Origin of the sequence: Kitasatospora sp. NA04385 (assembly GCF_013364235.1) — a bacterium.
Classification (GTDB): Bacteria; Actinomycetota; Actinomycetes; order Streptomycetales; family Streptomycetaceae; genus Kitasatospora.
The window spans coordinates 5,379,805-5,405,713 of the sequence record NZ_CP054919.1; the positions used below are offsets into that span (position 1 = coordinate 5,379,805).

22 protein-coding genes and 1 pseudogene are annotated in these 25,909 nt (G+C 74.0%); 20 read left to right on the forward strand and 3 right to left on the reverse strand.

Annotation, left to right across the window (positions count from 1 at the left end):
- Window positions 1-125 precede the first annotated feature (125 nt).
- Together HUT16_RS24055 and thiD are read left to right on the forward strand one after the other, a co-directional pair.
- Window positions 126-1,151, forward strand: a complete 1,026-nt coding sequence (locus HUT16_RS24055; protein ID WP_176190152.1) for a 6-phosphofructokinase — start codon at window positions 126-128, stop codon at window positions 1,149-1,151.
- Window positions 1,152-1,181: 30 nt separating this feature from the next.
- The gene (gene thiD, locus HUT16_RS24060) at window positions 1,182-1,988 is read left to right on the forward strand and encodes a bifunctional hydroxymethylpyrimidine kinase/phosphomethylpyrimidine kinase (protein ID WP_176190153.1); all 807 of its coding nucleotides are present in this window, start codon (window positions 1,182-1,184) and stop codon (window positions 1,986-1,988) included.
- Window positions 1,989-2,118: 130 nt separating this feature from the next.
- On the opposite strand, the gene rpmB is transcribed toward thiD, so the two are convergent.
- Window positions 2,119-2,304, reverse strand: a complete 186-nt coding sequence (gene rpmB, locus HUT16_RS24065) for a 50S ribosomal protein L28 (RefSeq protein WP_014138233.1) — start codon at window positions 2,302-2,304, stop codon at window positions 2,119-2,121.
- A gap of 243 nt (window positions 2,305-2,547) precedes the next feature.
- On the opposite strand from rpmB, the gene HUT16_RS24070 reads away from it, so the two are divergent.
- The 10 genes from HUT16_RS24070 (at window position 2,548) to mutM (ending at window position 12,226) form a co-directional block, all read left to right on the forward strand.
- Window positions 2,548-4,167: a DAK2 domain-containing protein gene (locus tag HUT16_RS24070; RefSeq protein WP_176190154.1), complete on the forward strand. Its 1,620-nt coding sequence runs from the start codon at window positions 2,548-2,550 to the stop codon at window positions 4,165-4,167.
- Window positions 4,168-4,205: 38 nt separating this feature from the next.
- A complete protein-coding gene (recG, locus tag HUT16_RS24075; protein ID WP_176190155.1) occupies window positions 4,206-6,416 on the forward strand; it encodes an ATP-dependent DNA helicase RecG in 2,211 nt (736 codons plus the stop codon).
- Window positions 6,417-6,521: 105 nt separating this feature from the next.
- Window positions 6,522-7,031, forward strand: a complete 510-nt coding sequence (locus HUT16_RS24080) for a hypothetical protein (RefSeq protein WP_176190156.1) — start codon at window positions 6,522-6,524, stop codon at window positions 7,029-7,031.
- 93 nt (window positions 7,032-7,124) lie between these two features.
- Entirely contained in the window at window positions 7,125-7,709 is a 585-nt protein-coding gene (gene rsmD, locus HUT16_RS24085) for a 16S rRNA (guanine(966)-N(2))-methyltransferase RsmD (RefSeq protein WP_176190157.1), read from the forward strand.
- A 32-nt stretch (window positions 7,710-7,741) separates the two neighbouring features.
- Window positions 7,742-8,227, forward strand: coding sequence for a pantetheine-phosphate adenylyltransferase (gene coaD / locus HUT16_RS24090; protein WP_176190158.1), 486 nt, complete (start codon window positions 7,742-7,744; stop codon window positions 8,225-8,227).
- Window positions 8,228-8,357: 130 nt separating this feature from the next.
- Complete coding sequence (locus tag HUT16_RS24095) at window positions 8,358-9,542, forward strand: ATP synthase F0 subunit B (protein ID WP_176190159.1); 1,185 nt, start codon at window positions 8,358-8,360, stop codon at window positions 9,540-9,542.
- Window positions 9,543-9,690: 148 nt separating this feature from the next.
- Window positions 9,691-10,317 carry a DUF177 domain-containing protein gene (locus tag HUT16_RS24100; RefSeq protein WP_176190160.1) on the forward strand — a complete coding sequence of 209 codons (627 nt, stop codon included), beginning with the start codon at window positions 9,691-9,693 and terminating at the stop codon, window positions 10,315-10,317.
- A gap of 49 nt (window positions 10,318-10,366) precedes the next feature.
- Window positions 10,367-10,540 carry a 50S ribosomal protein L32 gene (rpmF, locus tag HUT16_RS24105; protein ID WP_014138241.1) on the forward strand — a complete coding sequence of 58 codons (174 nt, stop codon included), beginning with the start codon at window positions 10,367-10,369 and terminating at the stop codon, window positions 10,538-10,540.
- Between the two features lie 20 nt (window positions 10,541-10,560).
- The gene (gene rnc / locus HUT16_RS24110; protein WP_176190161.1) at window positions 10,561-11,355 is read left to right on the forward strand and encodes a ribonuclease III; all 795 of its coding nucleotides are present in this window, start codon (window positions 10,561-10,563) and stop codon (window positions 11,353-11,355) included.
- 13 nt (window positions 11,356-11,368) lie between these two features.
- Window positions 11,369-12,226: a bifunctional DNA-formamidopyrimidine glycosylase/DNA-(apurinic or apyrimidinic site) lyase gene (gene mutM, locus HUT16_RS24115; RefSeq protein WP_176190162.1), complete on the forward strand. Its 858-nt coding sequence runs from the start codon at window positions 11,369-11,371 to the stop codon at window positions 12,224-12,226.
- A 3-nt stretch (window positions 12,227-12,229) separates the two neighbouring features.
- Here the strand turns inward: mutM and HUT16_RS24120 are convergent, their stop codons facing one another.
- Entirely contained in the window at window positions 12,230-13,144 is a 915-nt protein-coding gene (locus HUT16_RS24120; protein ID WP_176190163.1) for a hypothetical protein, read from the reverse strand.
- 236 nt (window positions 13,145-13,380) lie between these two features.
- On the opposite strand from HUT16_RS24120, the gene HUT16_RS24125 reads away from it, so the two are divergent.
- The 5 genes and pseudogenes from HUT16_RS24125 to ftsY all read left to right on the forward strand — a co-directional run bounded on the left by HUT16_RS24125 (window position 13,381) and on the right by ftsY (window position 21,293).
- A complete protein-coding gene (locus tag HUT16_RS24125) occupies window positions 13,381-14,745 on the forward strand; it encodes a hypothetical protein (protein ID WP_176190164.1) in 1,365 nt (454 codons plus the stop codon).
- 117 nt (window positions 14,746-14,862) lie between these two features.
- Complete coding sequence (locus HUT16_RS24130; protein WP_254897966.1) at window positions 14,863-15,156, forward strand: acylphosphatase; 294 nt, start codon at window positions 14,863-14,865, stop codon at window positions 15,154-15,156.
- A gap of 382 nt (window positions 15,157-15,538) precedes the next feature.
- On the forward strand, window positions 15,539-15,742 hold the full coding sequence (locus tag HUT16_RS24135) for a hypothetical protein (protein ID WP_030458828.1): 204 nt from the start codon (window positions 15,539-15,541) through the stop codon (window positions 15,740-15,742).
- Window positions 15,743-16,030: 288 nt separating this feature from the next.
- Window positions 16,031-20,018, forward strand: a pseudogene (locus tag HUT16_RS24140) (chromosome segregation SMC family protein).
- Window positions 20,019-20,042: 24 nt separating this feature from the next.
- Window positions 20,043-21,293, forward strand: coding sequence for a signal recognition particle-docking protein FtsY (gene ftsY / locus HUT16_RS24145; protein ID WP_176190166.1), 1,251 nt, complete (start codon window positions 20,043-20,045; stop codon window positions 21,291-21,293).
- Window positions 21,294-21,388: 95 nt separating this feature from the next.
- On the opposite strand, the gene HUT16_RS24150 is transcribed toward ftsY, so the two are convergent.
- Window positions 21,389-22,054, reverse strand: coding sequence for a bifunctional DNA primase/polymerase (locus tag HUT16_RS24150; RefSeq protein ID WP_176190167.1), 666 nt, complete (start codon window positions 22,052-22,054; stop codon window positions 21,389-21,391).
- Between the two features lie 452 nt (window positions 22,055-22,506).
- Between HUT16_RS24150 and HUT16_RS24155 the strand changes: the two genes are divergently transcribed.
- The 3 genes from HUT16_RS24155 (at window position 22,507) to HUT16_RS24165 (ending at window position 25,885) form a co-directional block, all read left to right on the forward strand.
- A complete protein-coding gene (locus HUT16_RS24155) occupies window positions 22,507-23,964 on the forward strand; it encodes a hypothetical protein (RefSeq protein ID WP_176190168.1) in 1,458 nt (485 codons plus the stop codon).
- A 263-nt stretch (window positions 23,965-24,227) separates the two neighbouring features.
- Window positions 24,228-25,550 carry an ammonium transporter gene (locus HUT16_RS24160; RefSeq protein ID WP_176190169.1) on the forward strand — a complete coding sequence of 441 codons (1,323 nt, stop codon included), beginning with the start codon at window positions 24,228-24,230 and terminating at the stop codon, window positions 25,548-25,550.
- Window positions 25,547-25,885 (forward strand): P-II family nitrogen regulator, encoded by a 339-nt coding sequence (locus HUT16_RS24165; protein ID WP_176190170.1) that lies wholly within the window; start codon window positions 25,547-25,549, stop codon window positions 25,883-25,885. Before HUT16_RS24160 ends, HUT16_RS24165 begins: the two co-directional genes overlap by 4 nt.
- The last annotated feature ends 24 nt before the right edge of the window (window positions 25,886-25,909 follow it).

Below are 25,909 nucleotides of genomic sequence, written 5' to 3' on the forward strand. Positions count from 1 at the left end.
GGTGGCTGCCGGGCCGTCGGCCCCCGAGCGCGTAGTGTTGCGCCTGTCGGGCGGACCGACAGCGTCGACGGTCCGGTCCACCTACGTACGCGGGGGCGAACCCCCAGGAGCAGGAGCCAGCCACCATGCGAATCGGCGTTCTCACCAGCGGCGGCGACTGCCCCGGCCTGAACGCGGTCATCCGCTCCATCGTGCACCGCGGCACCGACGTGCACGGCGACGAGATCCTCGGCATCGAGGACGGCTTCCTCGGCCTGATCGAGGGCCGGGCCCGGCCCGTCTCGCACGAGGACGTCACCGGCCTGCTCACCCTCGGCGGCACCATCCTCGGCTCCGCCCGGGTGCAGCGCGACAAGATCCGCTGGGCGGTCGAGAACTCGCAGCGGCTCGCCGCGGACATCGGCATCGACGCGCTGATCGCGATCGGCGGCGAGGGCACCCTCACCGCCGCCAAGCTGTTCAGCGACGCCGGACTGCCCGTCGTCGCCGTCCCCAAGACCATCGACAACGACATCGACGCCACCGACGTCACCTTCGGCTTCGACACCGCCGTGCACGTCGCCACCGAGGCGATCGACCGGCTCAAGACCACCGCCGAGTCCCACCAGCGGGTGATGGTCGTCGAGTTGATGGGCCGCCACACCGGCTGGATCACCCTCACCGCGGGCATGGCCGGCGGCGCCCACGGCATCCTCATCCCCGAGAAGCCCTTCGACATCGAGGCCGTGGCCCGGATGATCGAGGAGCGCTTCCAGCGCGGCAAGAAGTTCGCCATCATCGCCGTCGCCGAGGGCGCCCAGCCGCTGCCCGGCACGCTGCGCTTCGAGCACGGCCAGGTCGACCAGTTCGGCCACCAGACCTTCGGCGGCATCGGCACCCGGCTCGCCATCGAACTGGAGAACCTGCTCGGCAAGGAGGCCCGGCCGGTCATCCTCGGCCACACCCAGCGCGGCGGCACCCCCACCGCGCTCGACCGCGTGCTCGCCACCCGGTTCGGCTGGCACGCCGTCGAGGCCGTCCACAAGGGCGCGTTCGGGCACTTCACCGCGCTGCGCGGCACCGAGATCCACCTCACCCCGATCGCCGACGCCGTCGTCCAGCTCAAGACCGTCCCGCAGGACCGCTGGACGGAATCCGAGGCCGTGCTCTGAGCCGCCCCGCGGGTCGGTAGGTTGGGGCGCATGAGCACCGAAACCGCCGCCCCGCCCCGAGTCCTCACCGTCGCCGGCTCCGACAGCGGCGGCGGTGCGGGCATCCAGGCCGACCTCAAGACCATGCTCGCCCTCGGCGTCCACGGCATGAGCGTCATCACCGCCGTCACCGCGCAGAACTCGCTCGGCGTCCAGGGCTACTGGGAACTGCCCGCCGAAGCCGTCCGGGCCCAGTACCGCAGCGTCGTCGACGACATCGGCGTCCAGGCCGTCAAGACCGGCATGCTCGCCTCGGTCGAACTCGTCGAGACCGTCTCCGCGCTGCTCGCCGACGCCCCCGCCCCCGTCGTGGTCGACCCGGTCGGCGTCTCCAAGCACGGCGACGCGCTGCTCGCCGCGAACGCCGTCGACACCCTGCGGACCCGGCTGCTGCCGGTCGCCACCCTGGCCACCCCCAACCTGCACGAGGTGACCCAGCTCACCGGGCGCACCGTCACCGGCGAGGCGGACATGCTCGACGCCGCGAAGGCGCTGCGCGACCTCGGGCCCGGCTGGGCCCTGGTCAAGGGCGGCCACCTGGCGGGCGAGGCCGCCGACCTGCTGCTCGGCCCCGACGGCGAGACCCACTGGTACCGGGCCCCGCGCCACGACAACCGCCACACCCACGGCACCGGCTGCACCCTCGCCAGCGCGATCGCCGCCCGGCTCGCCCTCGGCGACCCGGTACCGACGGCCGTCGCGCACGCCAAGGCGTACGTCACCGGCGCGATCGCGCACGGCTTCGCGCTCGGCGCCGGCATCGGACCGGTGGACCACTTCTGGCAGGCCCGGAGCTAGCAGCCCCGCCGGGGGCTCGGACTCGCCGTCCTCCGAGCCCCCGAATGCGAAAAGCCGAAAGCCGACCACGGTCCCCGGAGGGTGTGGTCGGCTTTCGGGAAAGCAGGTGACCGGGTTACCGGTCTGCGCGTCAGCGCGAGACCTTACCGGCCTTGATGCACGAGGTGCAGACGTTGAGCCGCTTCGGCGTCCGCCCGATCACAGCGCGCACCGTCTGGATGTTGGGGTTCCAACGACGGGGGGTGCGGCGGTGCGAGTGGGAGATGCTGTTGCCGAAGCCCGGGCCCTTGCCGCAGACGTCACAGTTGGCAGCCACAGGAGTCACTCCAAGACTTCAGATCAGGTACTTGTCACTAGCCCGGGGTGCTCCAGGCAACCGGGAGAGCATACAACGGTGACTCCCGCTCAACGAAACTACCACGATCGCCGGGGTGATCGTTCCCCCGAGCTGGGCACGAGCCTGCGGCGGGCACCCCCGCGGGGGCCGATAACCTGCCAGCATCGCCCCTCGCCACCGCGTCCTGTCGTGTTCCCGTGGCGTTCATCCGGAGGAGACCTGGTGCTGGACACCCTCGACGCCCCGGCCGTCCGCACCTGGTGCCGGCTCGCGCTGGCGGCCCTCGGCCAGGCCCGCGAGGAGATCGACGCGCTGAACGTGTACCCGGTGCCGGACGGGGACACCGGGACCAACCTCTACCTGACGGTGGAGTCCGCCGCCGAGGCGCTGGACGCGGTGTTCGCCGCCGCCGAGGAGCCCGAGCTGGCCGTCGCCGCGGCCGCCGCCGCCCGCGGCGCGCTGATCGGGGCCCGCGGGAACTCCGGCGTCATCCTGGCCCAGTGGCTGCGCGGCCTGGCCGAGGTGCTGGCCGACGGCGGCGAACTGGCCGCCGCGCTCGACCACGGCGCCCGCTCGGCCTACCGGGCCGTCGCCGTGCCGGTGGAGGGCACCCTGCTCACCGTCGCCGCCGCCGCCGCGAAGGCCGCCGACGCCGCCGACGCCGCGGACGGCCTGACCGGCCAGGCCCGGGAGGCGTACCGGGCGGCCCGGCAGGCGCTGCTGCTCACCCCCGGCCAGCTCTCCGCGCTGGCCGAGGCCGGCGTGGTGGACGCGGGCGGCCGGGGCCTGGTCGCCGTGCTGGGCGCGCTGGTGGACGCCGTCTCCGGGCAGCAGCCGATGGGGCCGGTCGCGCTGCGCCGGGACGCCGACCGGGGCGCCCCGGTGGCGGGCTGCGAGAGCCACGAGCGGCCGCCCGGCTCCGGCCACCCCGCCTTCGAGGTGATCTACCTGCTGGAGGCCGGGGACGAGCAGCTGCCGCTGCTGCGCGAGCGGCTGGGACGGCTCGGCGACTCGCTGGTGATCGGCGGCGGCGACGGCCTGTGGAACGTCCACGTGCACGTGGACGACGCGGGCGCGGCCGTCGAGGCGGGCGTCGAGGCCGGCCGGCCCCACCGGATCAGGATCACCCACTTCGCCGAGGCCGCGGCCCGCTCCGGCGAGCGCGAGGAGACCGTCTCGCACGGGCGGGCGGTGCTCAGCGTGGTGACCGGCAGCGGGCTGGCGCAGCTGTGCGAGCAGGCCGGCTCGGTGGTGCTGGCGGCCGACCCGGACCGCCCGCCCGCCAGCGCCGAGCTGGTCGCCGCCGTGCACCGCTGCGGGGCCCGCGAGGTGGTGCTGCTGCTCAACGACCCCGAACTGCGCCCCGCCGCCGGCGCGGCCGCCGACCAGCTGCGCGAGGAGGGCGTGCGGATCGCCGTGCTGCCCACCCGCTCCCCGGTGCAGGGCCTGGCGGCGCTGGCCGTGCACGACGCCGGGCGGCGCTTCGACGAGGACGTGGTCGCGATGACCTCCGCGGCCGGCGCCACCCGGTACGCCGAACTGGCCGTCGCCGAGGGCGAGTCGTGGACGATGGCGGGCGTCTGCCAGGCCGGCGACGTGCTCGGCCTGATCGACGGCGACGTCGCGGTGATCGGCACCGACCTCACCGAGACCGCGCTGACCGTGCTCGACCGGATGATCGCGGCCGGCGGCGAACTGGTCACCCTGGTGCTCGGCGAAGAGGCCCCCGACGGCCTGGCCGACCGGCTGATCGCGCACGCCCGGCGCACCCGCCCCGAGGTCGACACCGTCGCCTACCGCGGCGGGCGGGAGGCCGCCCCGCTGCTCATCGGGGTGGAGTGACGCCCCGGCGTCACTCCGGTGGTGTGAAATGGGACGCCATGGGCGCTCTCGATGAACCGCTGAAGGAACTGGTCGGCGACCGCACCGCGAAGGTGCTGGCCGAGAGTCTCAAGCTGCGCACGGTCGGTGACCTGCTGCACCACTACCCGCGCCGGTACGTCGAGCGCGGGCAGCTCACCAGCCTGGACGAGCTGGAGGTGGACGAGCACGCCACCGTGCTGGCCCGGATCGAGAAGGTCACCCTGATCCCGTTCCGCGGCCGCAAGGGCGACCGGCTGGAGGTGGTGGTCACCGACGGCCGCTCGAAGCTCTCGCTGGTGTTCTTCAACCAGGGCTGGCGGCAGAAGGAGCTGCGCCCCGGCCGGCAGGGCCTGTTCGCGGGCAAGGTCGGCCTGTTCAACCGCAGCCGCCAACTCGCCTCGCCCGACTACCAGTTGATCGACGACGAGGAGGACTCCGCGGCGGCGAAGCAGTTCGCCGGGCGGCTCATCCCGGTCTACCCGGCCAGCTCCCAGATGCCCAGCTGGAAGCTCGCGCTGTGCGTCGGGATGGCCCTCACCAAGCACCTGTCCGACGTCGGCGAGCCGCTGCCCGCCGCCCTGCGCGCCGAGCACGGCCTGATCCCGCTGCCCGAGGCGCTGGAGCTGATCCACCGCCCGCACAGCCAGGCCGAGAAGGAGCGCGCCCAGGACCGGCTGCGCTGGGACGAGGCGTTCGTCCTGCAGGTCGCCCTCGCCCGGCGCCGGGCCGCCGACTCCGCGCTGCCCGCCGTCCCGCGCCGCCCCGTCCCCGGCCGGGTGCTGGACGCCTTCGACGACCGGCTCCCGTTCACCCTCACCGACGGCCAGCGCAAGGTCTGCGCCGAGATCTTCGCCGACCTGGCCACCGAGCACCCCATGCACCGGCTGCTCCAGGGCGAGGTCGGCTCCGGCAAGACGCTGGTGGCGCTGCGCGCGATGCTCGCCGTGGTCGACACCGGCGGGCAGGCCGTGCTGCTCGCCCCCACCGAGGTGCTCGCCCAGCAGCACCACCGCTCGATCGTCGAGATGATGGGGGACCTCGCGGAGGCCGGGATGATCGGCGGCTCCGAGATCGGCACCCGGGTCGCCCTGCTGACCGGCTCGATGGGCGCCGCCGCCCGCCGCGGCGCGCTGCTCGACATGGCCTCCGGCAAGGCCGGCATCGCGATCGGCACGCACGCCCTGATCGAGGACCGGGTGCAGTTCGCCGACCTCGGCCTGGTCGTCGTCGACGAGCAGCACCGCTTCGGCGTCGAGCAGCGCGACGCGCTGCGCGCCAAGGGCGAGCAGCCCCCGCACCTGCTGGTGATGACGGCCACGCCGATCCCGCGCACGGTCGCGATGACGGTCTTCGGAGACCTGGAGACCTCCGTCCTGGACCAGCTGCCCTCCGGCCGCTCGCCGATCTCCACCCACGTGGTGCCCGCGCTGGAGAAGCCCAACTTCCTCGTCCGGGCCTGGGAGCGGGTCCGCGAGGAGGTCGGCAAGGGCCACCAGGCGTACGTGGTCTGCCCCCGGATCGGGGACGAGGAGGAGCCGGCGAAGGGGAAGAAGAAGCGGAAGGAGGAGCCCGAGGAGGTCGATGCGGGGGCCGGCGCGGACGGCGAGGAGCGGCGGCCGCCGCTGGCCGTGCTGGAGACCGCCGAGAAGCTCGCGAAGGGGCCGCTGGCCGGGCTGCGGGTGGAGGTCCTGCACGGCCGGCTCGCGCCCGAGGCCAAGGACGACGTGATGCGCCGCTTCGCCGCCGGGGAGGTGGACGTGCTGGTCGCCACCACCGTCATCGAGGTCGGCGTCAACGTCCCCAACTCCACCGTCATGGTGATCATGGACGCGGACCGGTTCGGCGTCTCCCAGCTGCACCAGCTGCGCGGCCGGGTCGGCCGCGGCTCCGCCGCCGGGCTGTGCCTGCTGGTCAGCGACATGCCCGCGGCCAGCGCCGCCCGGGCCCGGCTGGACGCGGTGGCCGGCACCCTGGACGGCTTCGCGCTCTCCCGGATCGACCTCGAACAGCGCCGCGAGGGCGACGTGCTCGGCCAGGCCCAGTCCGGCGTGAAGTCCTCGCTCAAGGTGCTCTCGGTGCTGGAGGACGAGGACGTCATCGCCACCGCCCGGGCCGAGGCCACCCGGCTGGTCGCCGCCGACCCGGAGCTCGCCGCCCACCCGGAGCTGCGCACCGCCCTGGAGAGCCTGCTCGACGAGGACCGCGCGGAGTACCTGGAGAAGGGCTGAGGCGGGTCGTTCGGACACCCCGGTTGTCAGTGCCCCGGGAGAGAATGGAGTTGTTCGGGGCGCACTCCACGTCGCGTCCCCGGCGCGAGAACTGGGGGTCATTGCATGGCATTCCGTCACCTCAACGAGCTCCCGCTCGGCGACAAGGTCTTCCGGATCGAGGTCGCCAGCGAGGACGACCGCGAAGTCGCCCTCACCCTGACCGGCTGGCGCGAGGGGGACTCCGCCAACCCGGTCGCCTCCGGCAAGCTCCGCCTCCCGGTGGAGGACGTCGCCTCGCTGCGGATCGCGCTCAACCGGGCGCTGCGCGCGCTGGCCATCGTCGCCGACGTCTCCGAGCCGATCCCCGACCGGGACGTGCTCCGCGAGCTCTACCCCGGCCACGGCTCCCCCTGGGTGCCGCAGCACGAGGAGGAGCTGGTGCGCCGCTTCCACGACGGCGACACCGTCGCCCGGATCGCCGCCCGCTACGGCCGCACGCCCGACTCCGTCCGCACCAAGCTGCGCGAGCTCGGCCACGACCCGCGCCGCCCCGAGTACTGCCCGCCCGACGGCTGCCTGTCCTGGTCGCGCTACGCCTCGCCGACGCTGCTGGGCGCCGCCTCCAGCGAGTAGGCCCCGCGCGGGGGAGCGCGCGCCCGGCCACGGCCGCCCGGGTCGGCTATGGTCGGGCGCGCAGCACCCTCCACCCGCAAAGGACCCAACGCCATGCCCCGCGTGATCGCCGGCCGTGCCGGAGGCCGCCCGCTCGCCGCGCCGCCCGGCCGCACCACCCGCCCGACCTCCGACAAGGCGCGGGAGGCGATGTTCTCCACCGTCGAGGCGCTGGCCGGGCCGATCACCGGGGCCCGGATGCTCGACCTGTTCGCGGGCAGCGGCGCGGTCGGCCTGGAGGCGCTCTCCCGCGGGGCCGCGCACGCCCTGCTGGTGGAGGCCGACCCGGGCGCGGTGCGGACGGTGCGGGAGAACGTCCGCGCGCTGGGCCTGCCCGGCGCCGAGGTGCGGGCGGACAAGGCCGAGAAGGTGATCGCGGGGCCGCCCCCGGCCGAGCCGTACGACCTGGTCTTCCTGGACCCGCCGTACGCGGTGGAGGACGCCGCGCTGCGCGAGATGCTGGTCACACTCCGCTCCGGGGGCTGGCTGTCCGAGCACGTTCTCGTCACCGTGGAACGCAGCACCCGTGGCGGCGAGTTCGGCTGGCCGGACGGCTTCGAGGGGCTGCGTTCGCGCAGGTACGGCGAGGGCACGCTCTGGTACGGTCGCGCCGCCGACGGGGCTGATCAAGACTCGTAGCAGAACATCCCGCCCCACAAGGGAGCACACGCATGCGCCGCGCCGTCTGTCCGGGGTCCTTCGACCCCATCACCAACGGACACCTCGACATCATCGAGCGGGCCTCGAAGCTGTACGACGTGGTGCACGTGGCGGTGCTGATCAACCGGAACAAGCAGGGCATGTTCTCGATCGAGGAGCGGATCGCCCTGATCGCGGAGACCACCGCCCACCTGGGCAACATCGAGGTGGAGTCGCACAGCGGCCTGCTGGTGGACTTCTGCCGCGAGCGCGGCATTCCGGCGATCATCAAGGGCCTGCGGGCGGCCGGCGACTTCGACTACGAACTGCAGATGGCCCAGATGAACCACGGGCTGACCGGCGTGGAGACGCTGTTCGTGCCGACCTCGCCGACGTACAGCTTCCTCTCCTCCAGCCTGGTCAAGGAGGTCGCCTCGCTGGGCGGCGACGTCTCCCACCTGCTGCCCGACACGGTGCACCGCCGACTGGTCGAGCGGATCGCCGAACGCCGCAACTGACCCCGGGCGTTGCGGGCGGCGGGGTGAGTGGCCGTACAGTCTGTAGTCCCGCACCCGGGGCCGCAGCCGGCGGTCCTCGGGCACTGCCTCCGCCGCACCTCGGCGGCACACGGAAAGACTGAAGACGCCCGTGGACGTGCAGCAGAAACTCGACGAGATCATCGCCGTGGTCGAGAAGGCCAAGGCCATGCCGATGTCGTCGTCCTGCGTGGTCAACCGTGCCGAGTTGACCGGACTGCTCCGGGAGCTGCGGGAGGCGATGCCCGCCGAACTCGCGCAGGCGCAGTCGGTGGTGGCCGACCACCAGCAGATGGTGGCCGATGCCCGGGCGCAGGCCGACCAGATCATCCGCGGCGCGCACGACGAGCGCGGCTCGCTGATCTCCGACACCGAGGTGGTCCGGCAGTCGCAGGCCGAGGCGGACCGCATCCTCACCGAGGCCCGGGCCGAGGTGCACACCAAGCGGGCCGAGGCCGACGACTACGTCGACTCCAAGCTGGCCAACTTCGAGGTGGTGCTCACCAAGACGCTCGGCGCGGTCGGCCGCGGCCGGCAGAAGCTGCGCGGCGAGTCCGGGGTGTACGAGCCGGAGGCGGACGGCACCGAGGACGGCGAGGAGTTCCGGCCGCGGATCAGCCCCAGCCCGGAGGCCGACGAGTACGTCGACGTGAAGCTGGCCACCCTGGAGGCGGTGCTCTCCGCCACCCTGGAGGCGGTCGGCAAGGGCCGCGACAAGCTGCTCGGCAAGGCCCCGATCGACGAGCTGGGCGCCTACCTGGCCGCCGCCGACGAGGCCCAGCAGCTCAAGGACCGCGCCGAGGCGGTGGCGGCCGGCTTCGCCGCCGTCGACGGCGGGAGCGGCGCCGGCACCGACGAGCAGCAGCAGAACTGGTACGCGGACGTCCCGCAGCAGCAGTCCTGGCCGGAGCAGACCCCGGCCGCGGCCGGCTGGCAGCAGCCCGGCGAGGACCCCTCCCCGGGCTCCGGCTGGGGTGACCCGCACGCCCAGCCGCAGAGCCCGCAGTACGCCGAGGTGTACGGCGGCGGCTACGACCCGGCCGCGGCCCCGCAGACCGACCCGTACGGCCAGCCCTACGGGCACCAGCAGCCGGTGGACCCGTACTACCAGCAGCCGCAGTACCAGCAGCCGCAGGGCTTCGACCAGTGGGGCAACCCGCTGCCCGTCGACCCGTACGGCTACCAGCCCCAGCAGCAGGCGCAGCTGCCCCAGCAGCAGGCCGGGCTGGACGAGACCAGCTTCTTCGACACCAGCATGATCGACATGACCAGGCTCCGGGAGCTGGGCGGCCGCTGAGGGGCGAGTTGGGTTCGGCGCGGACTCTCCGGTAGTCTGACCACTCCGGCCTGTTCGCGCCGGGTCCGCCGTGCGCCCGCTTCCGGGCCGCCGGGCCTCGGGAACCGCCGTAACGCCGCAGGAAGCCGAAAACCCGCGCCGCGCAGGGATGCGCGCCGCCGCAGCAGGAAGTCAGGAAACCTTGAACCGCCTCGACCACCGCGACCCCCTCGTGTTCGACACGCACGAGCTCGGCCGTCGCCCCGGATCGCTGCGCAAGGTCGCCCGCACCCTGGAGGCCCCGGCGGAGCTCGGCATCGCGGACGTGATCGGCGTTCCGGAGAAGAGCGAGATCACGCTGGAGCTCCGCCTGGAGTCGGTGGTCGAGGGCGTGCTGGTCACCGGCACCGCCGAGGCCCGCGTCACCGGCGAGTGCTCCCGCTGCCTGGAGCCGGTGGAGGACGACCTGGAGGTCGACTTCCAGGAGCTGTACTACTACCCGGAGTCCGAGGAGCGTCACCGCGCGATCGCGGGGGACGACGTCGACGAGGAGTCCGAGGACGAGACTTACCGCCTGGAGGGCGATCTGTTCGACCTCCAGCCGGTGCTGCGTGACGCGGTGGTGCTCGCACTGCCGCTGCAGCCGGTGTGCCAGGACGACTGCCTGGGTCTGTGCTCCGAGTGCGGAGCCCGCCTGAGCGACGACCCGTCGCACCACCACGACGCCGCCGACCCCCGGTGGGCGGCCCTGCAGGGACTCTCCGCCGCCCCCGGCGACGAGGGTGACGAGGAATAAGACACAGCGCTGCCCGTGAGGGCCTCGCCGTAGAACCAGGAGATTTACCGTGGCTGTTCCGAAGCGGAAGATGTCGCGCAGCAACACGCGTCACCGCCGTTCCAACTGGAAGGCCGTCGTGCCCGCGCTCGTCGCGTGCGACCGCTGCCACGAGCCGAAGCTCTCGCACATCGCGTGCCCGAGCTGCGGCACGTACAACCGTCGCCAGGTCCTCTCGGTCTGATCGGCGGGGTGCACGGATCGATGTCGGACAGTGGCAGTTCCTCCCGCAAGCCGAACCCCGGGACCAACGGGGGCAAGGGCGGTGGGCCGGCTTCGACCGAATACGACGTCCTGGAAGGGCGCCTCGGGTACTCGCTCGAGCGCGCCCTTCTGGTACGCGCCCTGACCCACCGCTCGTACGCGTACGAGAACGGCGGGCTGCCCACCAACGAGCGCCTGGAGTTCCTCGGCGACTCGGTGCTGGGCCTCGTGGTGACCGACACCCTCTACCGCCTCCACCCGGAGGTCGCCGAGGGGACGCTCGCCAAACTCCGCGCCGCGGTGGTCAACTCCCGCGCGCTCGCCGAGGTCGGCCGCGGCCTGGACCTCGGGGCCTTCATCCGGCTCGGCAAGGGCGAGGAGGGCACCGGCGGCCGCGACAAGTCGTCGATCCTCGCGGACACCGTCGAGGCCGTGATCGGCGCCACCTACCTCGACCAGGGCCTGGACGCGGCCACCGAGTTCGTCCACCGCCTGTTCGACCCGCTGATCGCGGAGTCCGCGCAGCTCGGCGCCGGCCTGGACTGGAAGACCAGCCTCCAGGAGCTCACCGCCTCCGTCGGCCTGGGCGTCCCCGAGTACGTGGTCACCGAGTCCGGCCCGGACCACGAGAAGACCTTCACCGCCGCCGCCCGGGTGGCCGGCGAGGACTACGGGTCCGGCAGCGGACGCTCGAAGAAGGAAGCCGAGCAGAAGGCCGCCGAGTCCGCCTGGCGCGCGATCAAGGCCAAGCACGAGGCCGACCGGGCCGCCGGCGAACCCGCCGCGACGGTCTGACGGCGGTCGCGCCGTGCCCGAGCTGCCCGAGGTCGAGGTCGTCCGCCGCGGTCTGGCCCGCTGGGCCGCCGGACGCACCGTCGCCGACGTCCAGGTGCTGCACCCGCGCGCGGTGCGCCGCCAGGCCGGCGGCGCCGACGAGTTCGCCGCCCTGCTGCGCGGCCGCACGCTCGGCGAACCGCAGCGCCGCGGCAAGTACCTGTGGGTGCCGCTCGGCGACGGCCTGTCGATGATCGGGCACCTCGGCATGAGCGGCCAACTCCTCGTCCAGGAACCGGAGATGGCCGACTCCGTGCACCTGCGGGCCCGGCTCCGCTTCGCCGACGGCGGCACCGAGCTGCGCTTCGTCGACCAGCGCACCTTCGGCGGCCTGGCCGTCGAGGAGGCCGAGGCCGACGACCCCGAGGCCACCCCGCTCTCGCTCGCCCACATCGCCCGCGACCCGCTCGACGCCCGCTTCGACGACGCCGCCTTCGCCCGCGCCCTGCGCGCCAAGCGCACCACCGTCAAGCGCGCCCTGCTCGACCAGACCCTGGTCAGCGGCGTCGGCAACATCTACGCCGACGAGGCGCTCTGGCGCAGCCGCCTGCACTACGACCGCCCCACCGCCACCCTGACCCGCCCCGCCGCGCTCGAACTGCTCGGCCACGCCCGGGACGTGATGACCGCGGCGCTGGCCGTCGGCGGCACCAGCTTCGACTCGATGTACGTCAACGTCAACGGCGAGAGCGGCTACTTCTCCCGGGACCTCGACGCCTACGGCCGCGAGGGGCGGCCCTGCCGCCGCTGCGGCACCGCGATGCGCCGGGACGCCTGGATGAACCGCTCCAGCTACTCCTGCCCCACCTGCCAGCGCCCGCCCCGGGCCTGACCCTCAGCCCGGGTTCCCGGCGGAGGCCTTCTCCTCCTCGGCGGCCGCCTGCAGCGCGCCGCCCTCCTCGCCGAAGTAGGCCACGCCGACGGCGCTGACCACGGCGAGCAGGAAGCCGGAGACGGCCAGCCAGCCCAGGCCGTCCCGGGAGGAGTCGCCGAGCCAGAGCACGCCCACCGCGCCGGGGACGACCGTCTCGCCGACCACCAGGGCGGCGGTCGCGCCGTTCACCGAGCCGACCTGCAGGGCGACGGTGTGCAGGTACATCCCGCCCAGGCCGCCGACCAGGACGGCGTACAGGGCCGGGTCGGCGAGCAGCGCGCCGGGCGAGAACGGCTGCACGCCGTCCAGGATCCGCACGCCGATGCCCAGCGCGCCGAAGCCCAGGCCGGAGAGCAGGCCCGCCACGATCGCCCCGCTCGACCCGAGCCGGCGCACCAGCAGCGAACCGCCCGCGATCAGCACCGCCGAGCCGATCAGCAGCGCCCAGTGGAAGGTCCGGTCCGCCTCGTGCCCGCCCTCCGGACCGGCGGCCACCGCGAGCAGCACCAGCGCGCCGCACAGGATGCCGATCGACAGCCACTCCGGTCGGCGCAGCCGCAGGCCCAGCAGCCGGACCGAGAGCACCGCGGTGATCACCAGGTTGGCGCTGATGATGGTCTGCGACAGGAACAGCGGCAGCAGCCAGGCGGCCAGCGCGCCGAGGCCGAAGCCGATGAAGTCGAGCACCGTGCCGAGGATGAACTCCCAGGTGACGGCGGCCTTCGCGGTCGAGGACAGGCTCGGCCCGCCGTGCTCGGTGAGGGTGCCCGCCGCCGCCTCCTGCCGGGCCGAGCGGCGGGCGCCGAGGGCCTGCAGCACCGAGCCGGTGCCGTAGCAGGCGGACGCCGCGACGGCGGTGACGAGGCCGAGGATCACCGGGGGTCTCCTGTCGGTGGGAGAGGGGGGAACGGGTACCGCTGACGGGCACCGCTGCGGAAGATCGTCACCACTATGCCCGCTCCGCGGCCCCGGCCGGACCGCCGGGCGCGAACTCCGGCCGGTCGGCGGGGGTCCGGGCCGCCGCCCTCAGCCCGGAGTAGGGGTCGGTCTCCGGGTGGGAGCAGTACCGGAGGAGGGCGTCGGCCGGTCGGCGGACCGGTACGGTCGGTGACATGAGAACTGTGCTCCGCCGCTCCCGGCCCACCGGCCCCGCCGCCGTCCTGGCGGCGCTGCTCGGCCTGCTGCTGGTGCTCGGGCTGTCCGCGCCCGCCTCGGCGTCCGGGCTGAACGACGCGGCCGACTCCCTGAAGAAGACCCAGGTCTACGTCGACCCGGCGATGAGCGGCCGGTTCTCCGCGGACCAGGCGGAGAAGCTGGCGAAGAAGCTGAAGGACGCCGACAAGCCGATCTTCGTCGCGGTGCTGCCCGCCGGCGACGCGTACCCGGGCAAGACCGTCTTCAAGGACCTGCGCACCAAGGTCGGCATCGTCGGCGTCTACGCGATCTGGCGCGGCGACCAGTTCGCCGCCGACGCGGACTCCGAGGCGCTCGGCCGGAGCGCGACCGACAACCTGGCCGGCGCCGCGTTCCGCTCCAACTCCGGGGACATCGCCGCCACCCTGGACGAGTTCGTCGACGGGGCGGCCAAGCAGACCAGGGGCGAGGGCCCGCAGCACAGCACCTCGATCGCCTGGGTGATCGTCCCGGTGCTGCTGCTCGTGCTGCTCGGCGTCGGCGTCCTGCTGCTCCTCCGCCGCGCCAGGAAGCGCAAGGAGGAGCGGCTGCGGGCCGAACTCGCCCAGCTGCGCACCGTGGTGGACGAGGACATCACCGCGTTCGGCGAGGAGCTCGACCGGCTCGACTTCGATCCCGGCGCCCCCGACGCGGACGACGCCCAGCGCGCCGACTACACCGGCGCGCTGGACGCCTACGACCGAGCCAAGCGGGCCATGGACGAGGCGAAGGAGCCCGAGGACGTCCGCCCGGTGACCGAGGCGCTGGAGCGGGGCCGGTTCGCGCTGGCCACCCTGGCCGCCCGCCGCGCGGGCCGCCCGCTGCCCGAGCGCCGCGTCCCGTGCTTCTTCGACCCGCGGCACGGCCCCTCTAGCACCGACGTGGACTGGGCCCCGCAGGGCGGCGCGGTGCGCTCCGTCCCGGCCTGCGCCGCCGACGCGGCCCGGATCTCCAGCGGCCAGGACCCGGACGTCCGCACCGTGCGGACCGAGCACGGCCACCAGCCGTACTGGGACGCCGGCCCCGCCTACAGCCCCTGGGCCGGCGGCTACTTCGGCGGCGGCCTGCTGCCCGGCCTGCTGGTCGGCACCATGCTCGGCTCGGTGCTCGCCACCCCCGGCTACGCCTACGCGGGCGGCCACGACGGCGGGTACGACTACACCGGCGACGCGGGCGCCGGCGACCACTCGGGCGCCGACTTCGATTCCGCGGACTTCGGCGACGGCTTCGACGGCGGCGGTGGCTTCGACGGCGGCGGGGACTTCGGCGGCGGTGGCGACTTCGGCGGCGGCTTCGGCGACTGACACCCCGCAGCGGGGTCGGGCGGGCGGCGGCGGGGCGGGTGGTGGTGGGGAGGGACGGTGGAAGGGGCGTGAAGCCCGTTCCGAGCGCCCCCGAAGTGCCCGACTATGGTCGGACACATGCAAGGTCACGACAGCCACCGATCCGTCCGCGCCACCATCTGGGTGCGCGGCCGCGTCCAGCAGGTGGGGTTCCGCTGGTGGACCAGGGCCAGGGCCCTGGAGATCGGGCTGACGGGCTACACGAGCAACCTCGGGGACGGCCGCGTCCAGGTGGTCGCCGAGGGGTCGCGCGCCGACTGCGAGCGGCTGCTCGCCGCGCTGCGCGGGCCCGGAACGCCTGGTCAGGTCAGCGGGGTCACCGAGATCTGGACGGCCGTGGGCGACGGCTACCCGGGCTTCGCGATCCGATGAGCACACCGCAGTTGCCGGCGGGAGGAGAGCCCCCGGCAACTGCCGGTGTCACAGGGTTGCCTTCGGCCCCGACTCGTGGTTGACTCCGCAGACGTAGTGATCCACTAGCCCGGCCGATGGTGTGAGGTTCCCGCCATGCAGGTGACAGGGGCGCGGTAGCGTGCGGTGATCGTGTTGACCCGTACGGTCTTTGGTGAGACGCTGGAAACCCGCGCACAGGTTTGCGTTTAACCGGCGGGGCCACGCCTGTGAGTGTGTCACTCACCAGCGGATGCCCTCGTAGTGCCCAGCCAGCACGTCCGGCGCGCAGACGCGTGCGTATCCCTTCCCCCAAAGACCCACCGTACACGGTTCGGTCACTCAGCGTGGAGGACCACACATCATGGCAAAGGCGCTTCTCGGGTACGTCGGCGGCCCCGACCCGCGAATGCTCTCCGAGATGCGACGGCTGCAGCAGCGCGTCCAGGACCTGGAGAACGAGCTCGTCAAGCTCCAGGCCGAGAACGACGCGCTGTCCGCCGTCGCGGATGAGCACTCGCTGCTCAGCAGCATCGACCTGGACCAGCGCGAGCCGGCCCTGACCTGATCGCTCGTGGTCCTCACGATCGACGCAGTCGTGCACTGAGCTTCCCGGCGCTTCCCCGCCGAGGGGATGGCAGCCTGCAAGGGACGTCCGATGCGGACGTCCCTTCGTCGTGTCCACGCCGGTCGTCCTGCCGTGAGACTGCCCGACCCGCCGCACGGCCAAACCACCGCCTGAAGGTCCGTCGGCGGTGCGCCGGATACAGTCGCAGGCGGCGGGCCGTCCCGGAGGGGAACGGCAGGTGGCGGGTCGCGGTGCGGCGGTTCGCGGCACGGCGAGGAGGACGGTCGGGTGCACCTCAAGAGCCTGACCCTGCGCGGGTTCAAGTCCTTCGCCTCGGCGACCACCCTGCGCTTCGAACCCGGCATCACCTGCGTGGTCGGCCCCAACGGCTCCGGCAAGTCCAACGTCGTCGACGCGCTCTCCTGGGTGATGGGCGAACAGGGCGCCAAGTCGCTGCGCGGCGGCAAGATGGAGGACGTCATCTTCGCCGGCACCAGCGGACGCCCCCCGCTCGGCCGCGCCGAGGTCGCCCTCACCATCGACAACACCGACGGCGCCCTGCCGATCGACTACTCCGAAGTCACCATCACCCGGACGATGTTCCGCAACGGCGGCAGCGAGTACGCGCTCAACGGCACCGTCTGCCGGCTGCTCGACATCCAGGAACTGCTCTCCGACTCCGGCATCGGCCGCGAGATGCACGTCATCGTCGGCCAGGGCCAGCTCGACTCCGTGCTGCACGCCGACCCGATGGGGCGGCGCGCCTTCATCGAGGAGGCGGCCGGCGTCCTCAAGCACCGCAAGCGCAAGGAGAAGGCGCTGCGGAAGCTCGACGCGATGCAGACCAACCTCAACCGCGTCCAGGACCTGGTCGCCGAACTGCGCCGCCAGCTCGGCCCGCTGGGCCGCCAGGCGAAGATCGCCCGGCGCGCCGCCGGCATCCAGGCCGAACTGCGCGACGCTCGGCTGCGGCTGCTCGCCGACGACCTGCTCACCCTGCGCCGCGCCGTCGAGGCCGAGGTCGCCGACGAACTCGCCCTGGCGCTCCGGCGCACCACCGTCGAGCAGGAACTGGCCGCCGCCCTCCAGCGCGAAGCCGTCCTGGAGGCCCAGGTCGAACAGCTCGGGCCCGCCCTGGAGGCCGCCCGGCAGACCTGGTACCGACTCTCCTCGCTCGCCGAGCGCACCCGCGGCACCATCGGGCTCGCCGAGGCCCGGGTGCGGGCCGCCGCCACCGCCGGACAGCTGGAGGAGCGCCGCGGCCGCGACCCGGAGGACCTGGAACGCGAGGCCGCCCGGGTCCGCGCGGAGGAGGCCGCCCTCGAAGAGGCGCTGGAACAGGCGCGGTACGCGCTGGCCGAGGCCGTCGAGGAACGCGCCGACCTGGAACGCGCCCTGACCGAGGAGGAGGCCCGGCTCCGGGCCGCCGCCCGGGCCATCGCCGACCGGCGCGAGGGGCTCGCCCGGCTGCAGGGCGCCGCCGCGGCGGCCCGCTCCCGGGCCGCCGCCGGGGCCGAGGCGCAGCGGCTCGCCACCGCCCGCGACGAGGCCCTGCTGCGGGCCGCCGCCGCCCGGCAGGAGCACGAGCGGTTCCAGGAACAGCACCGGGAGTTCACCGCGGGGGAGGGGGAGGACGAGGAGCGCCGCGACCGGGCCCGCGGCGCACTGCGGGACGCCGAACGGGCGGTCTCGGCGGCCCGCGAGGCGCTCACCGCCGCCGAGCGGGAACGCGCCGCGCTCACCGCCCGGCACGACGCGCTCGCCCTCGGCCTGCGCCGCAAGGACGGCAGCGCCGCCCTGCTGGAGCGCCCCGGCGTCCTCGGCTCCGCCGCCGAACTCCTCACCGTCGAACCCGGGTTCGAGCTCGCGCTGGCCGCCGCGCTCGGCCCCGCCGCCGCGGCCGTCGCCGTCCCCGACACCGACGCCGCCGCCGAGGCCCTGGCCTGGCTACGCGCCACCGACGCCGGGCGGGCCGCCCTGCTGGTCGCCGACCGAACGAGCGCCGCGGGGTCCGCCGGGTCCGCCGGGTCAGCTGCGTCTGTCCCGTCTGCCGCGTCTGCCGGGTCCATCGCGCCCACCGCGTCTGCTGGGTCCATCGCGCCCACCGGGTCTGCCGTGCCTGCCGCATCCGCCGGGTCCACCGCGCCCACCTCATCCACCGCGCCCGCCGGGTCCGCTGCATCCGCCGGGTCCGCCGGGTCCGCCGGGTCCGCCGTGCCTGCCGTGCCTGCCGGGTCCGCCGTGCCTGTCGCATCCGCCGCGCCTGCTGCGTCCGCCGCGTTCGCTGGGTCCACCGCGTCCACCTCATTCACCTCATCCACCGCGCCCGCCGGGTCCGCTGCATCCGCCGGGTCCGCCGTGCCTGCCGCGCCAGCCGTGCAGCCGCCCGCCGGAGCACGCTGGGCCGGGGCCCTCGTCGAGGGGCCGCCCGCCGTTGCGGCCGCTGCCCGGCGGTTGCTGGAACGCACCGCCGTGGTCGAGGACCTGGCCGCCGCCCGGCAGTTGGTCGCCGCCCACCCGCACTGGAGCGCCGTCACCCGGGACGGCGACCTGCTCTCCGCCGCCCTCGCCCACGGCGGCTCGCCCGGCGCGCCCAGCCCGCTGGAGACCCGGGCCGCCGTCGCCGAGGCCGCCCGCGGCATCGAGGAGCTCGACACCCGCTGCGGGCAGTCGGCCGGAGAGCTCGCCGCCGCCCGCGAACACCGGGCCGAACTCGCCGCCGAAGTCGAACGGTTGACCGACCTGCGGCGCCGCGGCGAACAGCGCCGGGCCGAACTCGCCGGTGCCCTCGGCCGCTCCGCCGGCGCCGCCCGGGCCGCCGCCGACGAGGGCGGGCGCGCCGCCACCGCCGCCGGGGCGGACGGCGCGCTCGCCGAGGCCCGCACCGCCGCCGAGGAGCTCGCCGCCCGGCTCACCGCCGCCGAGGAACTCGCCGACGGCGGCGAGGACGAGCCCGACCCGCCGAACGCGACCGGCTCGCCGCCGCCGCGTCCGCCGCCCGGCAGGCCGAGCTGGAGTCCCGGCTCGCCGTCCGCACCCACGAGGAGCGGGTCCGCGGCCTGGCCGGACGCGCCGACCAGCTCGACCGCGCCGCCCGCGCCGAACGCGAGGCCGCGCCCGCGCCACCGAGCGCCGCGAACGCGCCCGCCGGGAGTCCGCCACCGCCACCGCCGTCGCCACCGGCGCCCGCCACCTGCTCGGCCGGATCGAGGCGACGCTCGCCGCCGCCGAGGCCGAGCGCGCCGCCGTCGAGGCCGACCGCGCCGCCCGCGAGGCCGAACTGCGGCGGTTCCGCGAGCACGGCCGCGAGCTCAAGGCCGAACTCGACCGCCTGGTCGACGCCGGCCACCGCGACGAGGTGCTGCGCGCCGAGAAGCGGCTGCGGATCGAACAGCTGGAGTCCCGGGCGCTGGAGGAGTTCGGCATCGAGGGCGGCGACCTGCTCGCCGGCTACGGCCCCGACCAGCCCGTCCCCGCCCCGCCGCCCGGGGACGGCCGCGCCGCCGGGGACGGCCGTACCGCCGGGGACGACGCCGAGCCCGGCGAGCCCCGCCCGTACGTCCGGGCCGAGGTCGAGCAGCGGCTCAAGGCCGCCGAACGCGCCCACCAGCAGCTCGGCAAGGTCAACCCGCTCGCGCTGGAGGAGTTCGCCGCACTGGAGGCCAGGCACCGGTTCCTCGGCGAACAGCTCGACGACCTGCGCCGCAGCCGCCGCGACCTGATGGACATCGTCCGCGACGTCGACACCCGGGTCGAGCAGCTGTTCACCGCCGCCTACCACGACACCGCCGCCCAGTTCGAGGGCGTCTTCGCCCGGCTGTTCCCCGGCGGCGAGGGCCGGCTGCTGCTCACCGACCCGGAGAACATGCTCACCACCGGCGTCGAGGTCGAGGCCCGGCCGCCGGGCAAGAAGGTCAAGCGGCTCTCGCTGCTCTCCGGCGGCGAGCGCTCGCTCACCGCCGTCGCCCTGCTGGTGTCGATCTTCAAGGCCAGGCCCAGCCCGTTCTACGTCATGGACGAGGTCGAGGCCGCGCTGGACGAGACCAACCTGCGGCGGCTGGTCGGGATCATGGAGGAGCTGCGGGAGAGCTCCCAACTGATCGTCATCACCCACCAGAAGCTCACCATGGAGTCCGCCGACGCCCTGTACGGCGTCACCATGAAGGGCGACGGCATCTCGCAGGTGATCAGCCAGCGGCTGCGGGTACCAGGACAACCGGAACGCAAGGACGAGCACAGGACAGCGCTGGAACCCGCGGAGCCGGGCCCGGCATAGGCGCTAAGTGATACTGGACGGGTTATGGAATACGTGATCCTTGCCGTTGTCATCGCGGTGGTCGCCATCGGCGCGATCACCGGACTCGTCGTTTCCGGCAAACGACGCAAAGAACTGGACAAGCCGGGCCAGGCGCCGACCATCACCGCGCCCGCCCCGACCAAGCCCGCCCCGGCGAAGCCCGCTGAGGGGGCCGCCGAGCCCACCGCGCCGCCCGCGGCGACCGGGGCCACCGAGGCGCCGCAGGCCCCCGCGGCACCGGCCGGCGAGCCCGCGGCCGGCGAGCCCGGGGCGCCGACCGCCGAGGAGGTGCGGGTCGAGGAGGCCGAGGCCGCGCCCGCGATCGAGGTGCCCGAGCCCACCGCGGGGCGCCTGGTCCGGCTGCGCTCCCGGCTCTCCCGCTCGCAGTCCACCCTCGGCAAGGGACTGCTCACCCTGCTCTCCCGCGACCGCCTCGACGAGGACACCTGGGAGGAGATCGAGGAGACCCTCCTCACCGCCGACGTCGGCGTCGCCGCCACCCAGGAGCTGGTCGACAACCTGCGCACCCGGGTCAAGGTGCTCGGCACCCGCACCCCCGACGACCTGCGCGGCCTGCTCCGCGAGGAGCTCGTCGAGCTGATCGGCACCGACGCCGACCGCACCGTCCGCTCGGTCAAGCACGAGGACGGCCCGGCCGTGGTGCTGGTGGTCGGCGTCAACGGCGTCGGCAAGACCACCACCACCGGCAAGCTCGCCCGCGTCCTGGTCGCCGACGGCCGGAAGGTCGTCCTCGGCGCCGCCGACACCTTCCGCGCCGCCGCCGCCGACCAGCTGCAGACCTGGGGCGAGCGGGTCGGCGCGCACACCGTGCGCGGCCCCGAGGGCGGCGACCCGGCGTCCGTCGCCTTCGACGCCGTCAAGCAGGGCATCGCCGACGGCGTCGACACCGTCCTGGTCGACACCGCGGGCCGCCTGCACACCAAGACCGGCCTGATGGACGAGCTCGGCAAGGTCAAGCGGGTCGTGGAGAAGCACGGCCCGGTCGACGAGGTGCTGCTCGTGCTGGACGCCACCACCGGGCAGAACGGCCTGGTCCAGGCCCGGGTGTTCGCCGAGGTCGTGGACATCACCGGCATCGTGCTCACCAAGCTCGACGGCACCGCGAAGGGCGGCATCGTCATCTCGGTGCAGCGCGAACTCGGCGTGCCGGTCAAGCTGATCGGCCTCGGCGAGGGCGCGGACGACCTCGCGCCGTTCGAGCCGGGCGCCTTCGTGGACGCGCTGCTCGGCTGAGCCGCCGCCACCCGACCGCACAGGGCCCGTTCGAGGAGGGAAGCCCCCTCCCGGACGGGCCCTGCGGCTGCCGGGGGCATCGCCCCCGGGGGCCGCTAGCTGGCGAACTCGGTCTGGCGGTCGCGGGTGCGGTGGCAGGCGTAGGCGAGGGTGCCCAGCAGCAGGCGGGCCTCGGGCGGGGCGCCGTCCGCGGTCGGGCGGCGCAGCCAGCGCATCGGGCCGAGCGGGCCCAGCGGGGTGGGCGGGGCGGCCAGGTAGGAGCCGAGGCCGTGGCAGGCGAGGTCGAGCGAGGCGTCGTCCCAGCCCATCCGGTAGAGCAGGTCGGGCAGCCGCTCGGCGGTGCCGGGGGCGACGAACAGCAGCAGCCGCCCGGCCGGGGAGGCCAGCACCGGGCCGACCTGGGTGCCCATCCGCTCCAGCCGGACCAGCGCCTGCAGGCCGGGCTGGGCCGGCACGTCCAGCACGTCGAACTGGTGGCCGGTCGGCAGGAGCAGCGCGGCGTCGGCCGGACATCGGACGGCGAGCTCGGCGGCCGTCGCGCCGGGGGCGATGGCCGGGCCGACCCGGAGGTGCAGGTTGGGCGCGGCGCAGCGCGGGACGCCGCAGTCGCAGGCCGTCCCGGCGCGCACGGTCGGGCTGCCGGCGGCCAGCGTCCAGCCCCAGCGCCCGGAGTACTCGGCGGCGGCCTGCAGCGCGGTGGGCCGGGTGCGGCGGCGGCCGCCGAGGGGGGTGAGCCGCAGGGTGCCGAAGAGCTTGTCCATGCCACCCCCAACCTGTTCCGGTCGCCGCTGGTTACGGGACGGTGACGGCGCGTCGCCGGTCGGGTGCGGGGTGCGGGGTGCGCCGGAGGCGCGCGCGGTGCGGCGCGCGCCGATCCGGGTGGCCCGCGCGAGCAGGCGCCTTGCACCGGCGCTTCGGATGCCGGATCGTCGTTGCCGCACGCGTGCCTCCGTCGAGTTCCGTCGGGTTCCGTCGGGTCCGGGCATGTGCCGGGGTCATGCCGGGCTGACTGACAGTGAATCGCGCCCGCCGGTCCGGTAGTTCACCCTTGGGGGTGGCGAAAGGTGGCGTTTCTCCGGCGTTGCTCCCCCGGATGGCGCAGGGGCGCTACGTTCGGCACACGGAACGCAGTCGGCCGGTCACGCGGGCGGCGACGGACAAGGGTCAAGGCGAATGCGGGGCCCCGGGGTCGGGGCGGGATGGGGACGGTCCCATGGGTGAGAAGCAGCCGAACGAGAAGCTTGGCTCCTGGTTCGCGCGCAGCGGCTGGTCGAAGGGCGAGCTGGCGCGCCAAGTGAACCGCAGGGCACGGCAGATCGGCGCGCACCACGTCTCCACGGACACCTCGCGGGTGCGCCGTTGGCTGGACGGCGAGCAGCCGCGCGAGCCGATCCCGAAGATCATGTCGGAGCTGTTCTCGGAGCGCTTCGGCTCGGTGGTCTCGGTCGAGGACCTCGGCCTGCGCGCGGTGGTCCAGGTGACCACCGCCGGCAGCGGGGTGGACCTGCCCTGGAGCCCGCAGCAGACGGTGCAGGCGATCAGCGAGTACTCGCGCAGCGACCTGATGCTCAACCGCCGGGGTTTCCTGGGCACTTCGCTGGCGCTGACGGCCGGCGCCGCGCTGATCGAGCCGATGCAGCGCTGGCTGACGCCCGGTCCGAACGGCGCGCCCACCCCGATCCTGGCGGCGGCCAACGGCGGCGAGCACTTCACCGGGCGGCTGTCCGAGCCGGAGATGCAGCTGCTGGAGCAGACCACCGAGATGTTCCGCAAGTGGGACGCGCAGAACGGCGGCGGCCTGCGCCGCAAGGCCGTGGTGGGCCAGCTCCACGAGGTCACCGACCTGCTGCAGGAGAGCTACCCCGAGGCGATCACCAAGCGGCTGTTCCGGATCACCGCCGAACTCGCCCACCTGGCGGGCTTCATGTCGTACGACGTGGGCATGCACCCGAGCGCGCAGAAGTACTACGTGCTGGCGCTGCACGCGGCCAAGGAGGCCGGCGACCGCCCGTTCGGGGCGCACGTGCTGACCGACATGAGCCGGCAGATGATCCACCTCAACCGCGGCGAGGACGCGCTGGAGCTGATCCACCTCGCCCAGTACGGCAGCCGGGACACCGCCACCGCCCGCCAGCAGTCGCTGCTGTACGCGATGGAGGCGCGGGCGTACTCCAACATCGGCGAGCTCAACCGGTGCGCCCGGGCGGTCCGGCTGTCCGAGGACACCTTCAGCGACATCAGGGAGAGCAACGAGGAGACGCCGAACTGGCTCAAGTTCTTCTCGTACGCCGAGCTGTGCGCGGAGAACGGGCACTCCTACCGGGACCTGGCGTACACCTCGGACCACGGCGCGGCGATGGCCAAGCCCGCCGAGCGGCTGATCACCGAGGCGGTCGACCGGTTCCGGGACGACCAGGACCACGTCCGCACCTACGCGTTCAACCTGGTCGGGATGGCCTCGGTGCGGCTGCTGCAGAACGAGCCGGAGGAGGCGGCGAAGTTCTGCGAGGAGGCGGTCGACATCGCCAAGAAGGTGCGTTCCGAGCGGCTGAACACCCGGGTCCGCAAGACCTCCGAGGCCGCCAGCCGGGACTTCCGCGGCGCCCCCGGGGTGGCCCGGCTGGCCGAGCGGGTGGTGCACGACATCCCGGAGTTCGTCTCGGTGGTCTGACCCCCGCCGCCCGCCCCTGCGTCCACGGCCGTCCGCCCCCCGCCCGGACGGCCGTCGGAGTATGACACGGGCTGTCCAGTACGCGTCACCAGGTGTGGTTCACCTGCCCGTAACGGGCGCGTCAACCGCGTCACTGCGGCGAAACACCGTGCCGCATCGGCGGAAACCCGGCTTGGGCACTCTCCTCTCATCGCCGACACGCCGGGATGGCACGGGACAGGTATCCCGGTCGTGGTGCGGCTCTCATTTCGGAGGAGACGCCGATGCCGGACGGCTTCAGCGCGGGCGATACCGCCTTTGTGTTCATCTGTGCGGCCCTGGTCATGTTGATGACCCCGGGCCTGGCCTTCTTCTACGGAGGCATGGTCAGGGTCAAGAGCACCCTCAACATGCTGGTGATGAGCTTCATCTCACTGGCCATCGTCACCGTGCTCTGGGTCCTGTACGGCTACTCGCTGGCCTTCGGGCCGGACGCGGGGGCGGGCCTGATCGGCAACCTCGACTTCCTGGGCATGCGCGGCATCGACCTGAACGCGCTGACCGGAACGATCCCGGTGACCGGCTTCGCCGCCTTCCAGCTGATGTTCGCGATCATCACTCCGGCGCTGATCAGCGGCGCGATCGCGGACCGGGCGAAGTTCGCGGCCTGGAGCCTGTTCGTGGCGCTCTGGGTGACCGTCGTGTACTTCCCGGTCGCGCACTGGGTGTTCTTCTTCGACGGCGGCAACGGCGGCTGGCTCGGTGACCGCAACGGCGTGATCGACTTCGCCGGCGGCACCGCGGTGCACATCAACGCCGGTGCGGCGGGCCTGGCCCTGGCGCTGGTGCTGGGCAAGCGGATCGGCTTCAAGAAGGACCCGATGCGCCCGCACAACCTGCCGCTGGTGATGCTCGGCTCCGGCCTGCTGTGGTTCGGCTGGTTCGGCTTCAACGCCGGCTCGGCGCTGGCCGCCAACGGCGTGGCGGGCATGGCCTTCGTGAACACCCAGGTCGCCACCGCCGCCGCCGTCCTCGGCTGGCTGGCCTACGAGAAGATCAAGCACGGCGCGTTCACCACCCTCGGCGCCGCCTCCGGCGCGGTGGCCGGCCTGGTCGCCATCACCCCGGCCTGCGGCTCGGTCTCCCCGCTCGGCTCGATCGCGATCGGCCTGATCGCCGGCGCGCTGTGCGCCGCGGCGATCAGCCTGAAGTACAAGTTCGGCTTCGACGACTCGCTCGACGTGGTCGGCGTCCACCTGGTCGGCGGCGTCATCGGCTCGCTGCTGATCGGCTTCTTCGCCACCGGCCACGTCGGCCAGACCGCGTCCGGCCTGTTCTACGGCGGCGGCCTGGGCCAGCTCGGCAAGCAGGCGCTCGGCGTGGTCGCCGTCCTGGTGTACTCCTTCGTGCTCTCCTGGCTGCTGGGCCAGGCGATCCAGAAGACCATCGGCTTCCGGGTCTCCGAGGACGTCGAGGTGTCCGGCATCGACCAGGCCGAGCACGCCGAGTCCGCCTACGACTTCACCGCCGTCGGCGCCAGCCTCGCCCGCACCGTGGCCGCCCCGGTGGCCGTCCCTGCCGAGAAGACCGAGGTCGACGCCCGATGAAGCTCATCACCGCCGTCATCAAGCCGCACCGCCTGGACGAGGTCAAGGACGCCCTGCAGGCGTTCGGGGTGCACGGCCTGACCGTCACCGAGGCCAGCGGCTACGGCCGGCAGCGCGGCCACACCGAGGTCTACCGCGGCGCCGAGTACACCGTCGACCTGGTGCCGAAGGTCCGGATCGAGATACTGGTCGACGACGAGGACGCCGAGCAGCTGATCGACGTGGTCGTCAAGGCGGCCCGCACCGGGAAGATCGGCGACGGCAAGGTCTGGTCGATCCCGGTCGAGACCGCCGTCCGGGTCCGCACCGGCGAACGCGGCCCCGACGCCCTCTGAGCGCGCCGGTCCCCGAGGAACCCC

Excerpts from the sequence above, each read along its gene's own strand:
- ftsY (WP_176190166.1), top strand. The coding sequence starts at position 20,043 with ATGGAATACGTGATCCTTGCCGTTGTCATCGCGGTGGTCGCCATCGGC.
- HUT16_RS24150 (WP_176190167.1), bottom strand. The coding sequence starts at position 22,054 with ATGGACAAGCTCTTCGGCACCCTGCGGCTCACCCCCCTCGGCGGCCGC.
- thiD (WP_176190153.1), top strand. The coding sequence starts at position 1,182 with ATGAGCACCGAAACCGCCGCCCCGCCCCGAGTCCTCACCGTCGCCGGC.
- rsmD (WP_176190157.1), top strand. The coding sequence starts at position 7,125 with ATGCCCCGCGTGATCGCCGGCCGTGCCGGAGGCCGCCCGCTCGCCGCG.
- HUT16_RS24100 (WP_176190160.1), top strand. The coding sequence starts at position 9,691 with ATGCGCGCCGCCGCAGCAGGAAGTCAGGAAACCTTGAACCGCCTCGAC.
- HUT16_RS24055 (WP_176190152.1), top strand. The coding sequence starts at position 126 with ATGCGAATCGGCGTTCTCACCAGCGGCGGCGACTGCCCCGGCCTGAAC.
- HUT16_RS24125 (WP_176190164.1), top strand. The coding sequence starts at position 13,381 with ATGAGAACTGTGCTCCGCCGCTCCCGGCCCACCGGCCCCGCCGCCGTC.
- HUT16_RS24155 (WP_176190168.1), top strand. The coding sequence starts at position 22,507 with ATGGGTGAGAAGCAGCCGAACGAGAAGCTTGGCTCCTGGTTCGCGCGC.
- coaD (WP_176190158.1), top strand. The coding sequence starts at position 7,742 with ATGCGCCGCGCCGTCTGTCCGGGGTCCTTCGACCCCATCACCAACGGA.
- HUT16_RS24135 (WP_030458828.1), top strand. The coding sequence starts at position 15,539 with ATGGCAAAGGCGCTTCTCGGGTACGTCGGCGGCCCCGACCCGCGAATG.
- HUT16_RS24165 (WP_176190170.1), top strand. The coding sequence starts at position 25,547 with ATGAAGCTCATCACCGCCGTCATCAAGCCGCACCGCCTGGACGAGGTC.
- recG (WP_176190155.1), top strand. The coding sequence starts at position 4,206 with ATGGGCGCTCTCGATGAACCGCTGAAGGAACTGGTCGGCGACCGCACC.
- HUT16_RS24080 (WP_176190156.1), top strand. The coding sequence starts at position 6,522 with ATGGCATTCCGTCACCTCAACGAGCTCCCGCTCGGCGACAAGGTCTTC.
- HUT16_RS24130 (WP_254897966.1), top strand. The coding sequence starts at position 14,863 with ATGCAAGGTCACGACAGCCACCGATCCGTCCGCGCCACCATCTGGGTG.
- rnc (WP_176190161.1), top strand. The coding sequence starts at position 10,561 with ATGTCGGACAGTGGCAGTTCCTCCCGCAAGCCGAACCCCGGGACCAAC.
- HUT16_RS24160 (WP_176190169.1), top strand. The coding sequence starts at position 24,228 with ATGCCGGACGGCTTCAGCGCGGGCGATACCGCCTTTGTGTTCATCTGT.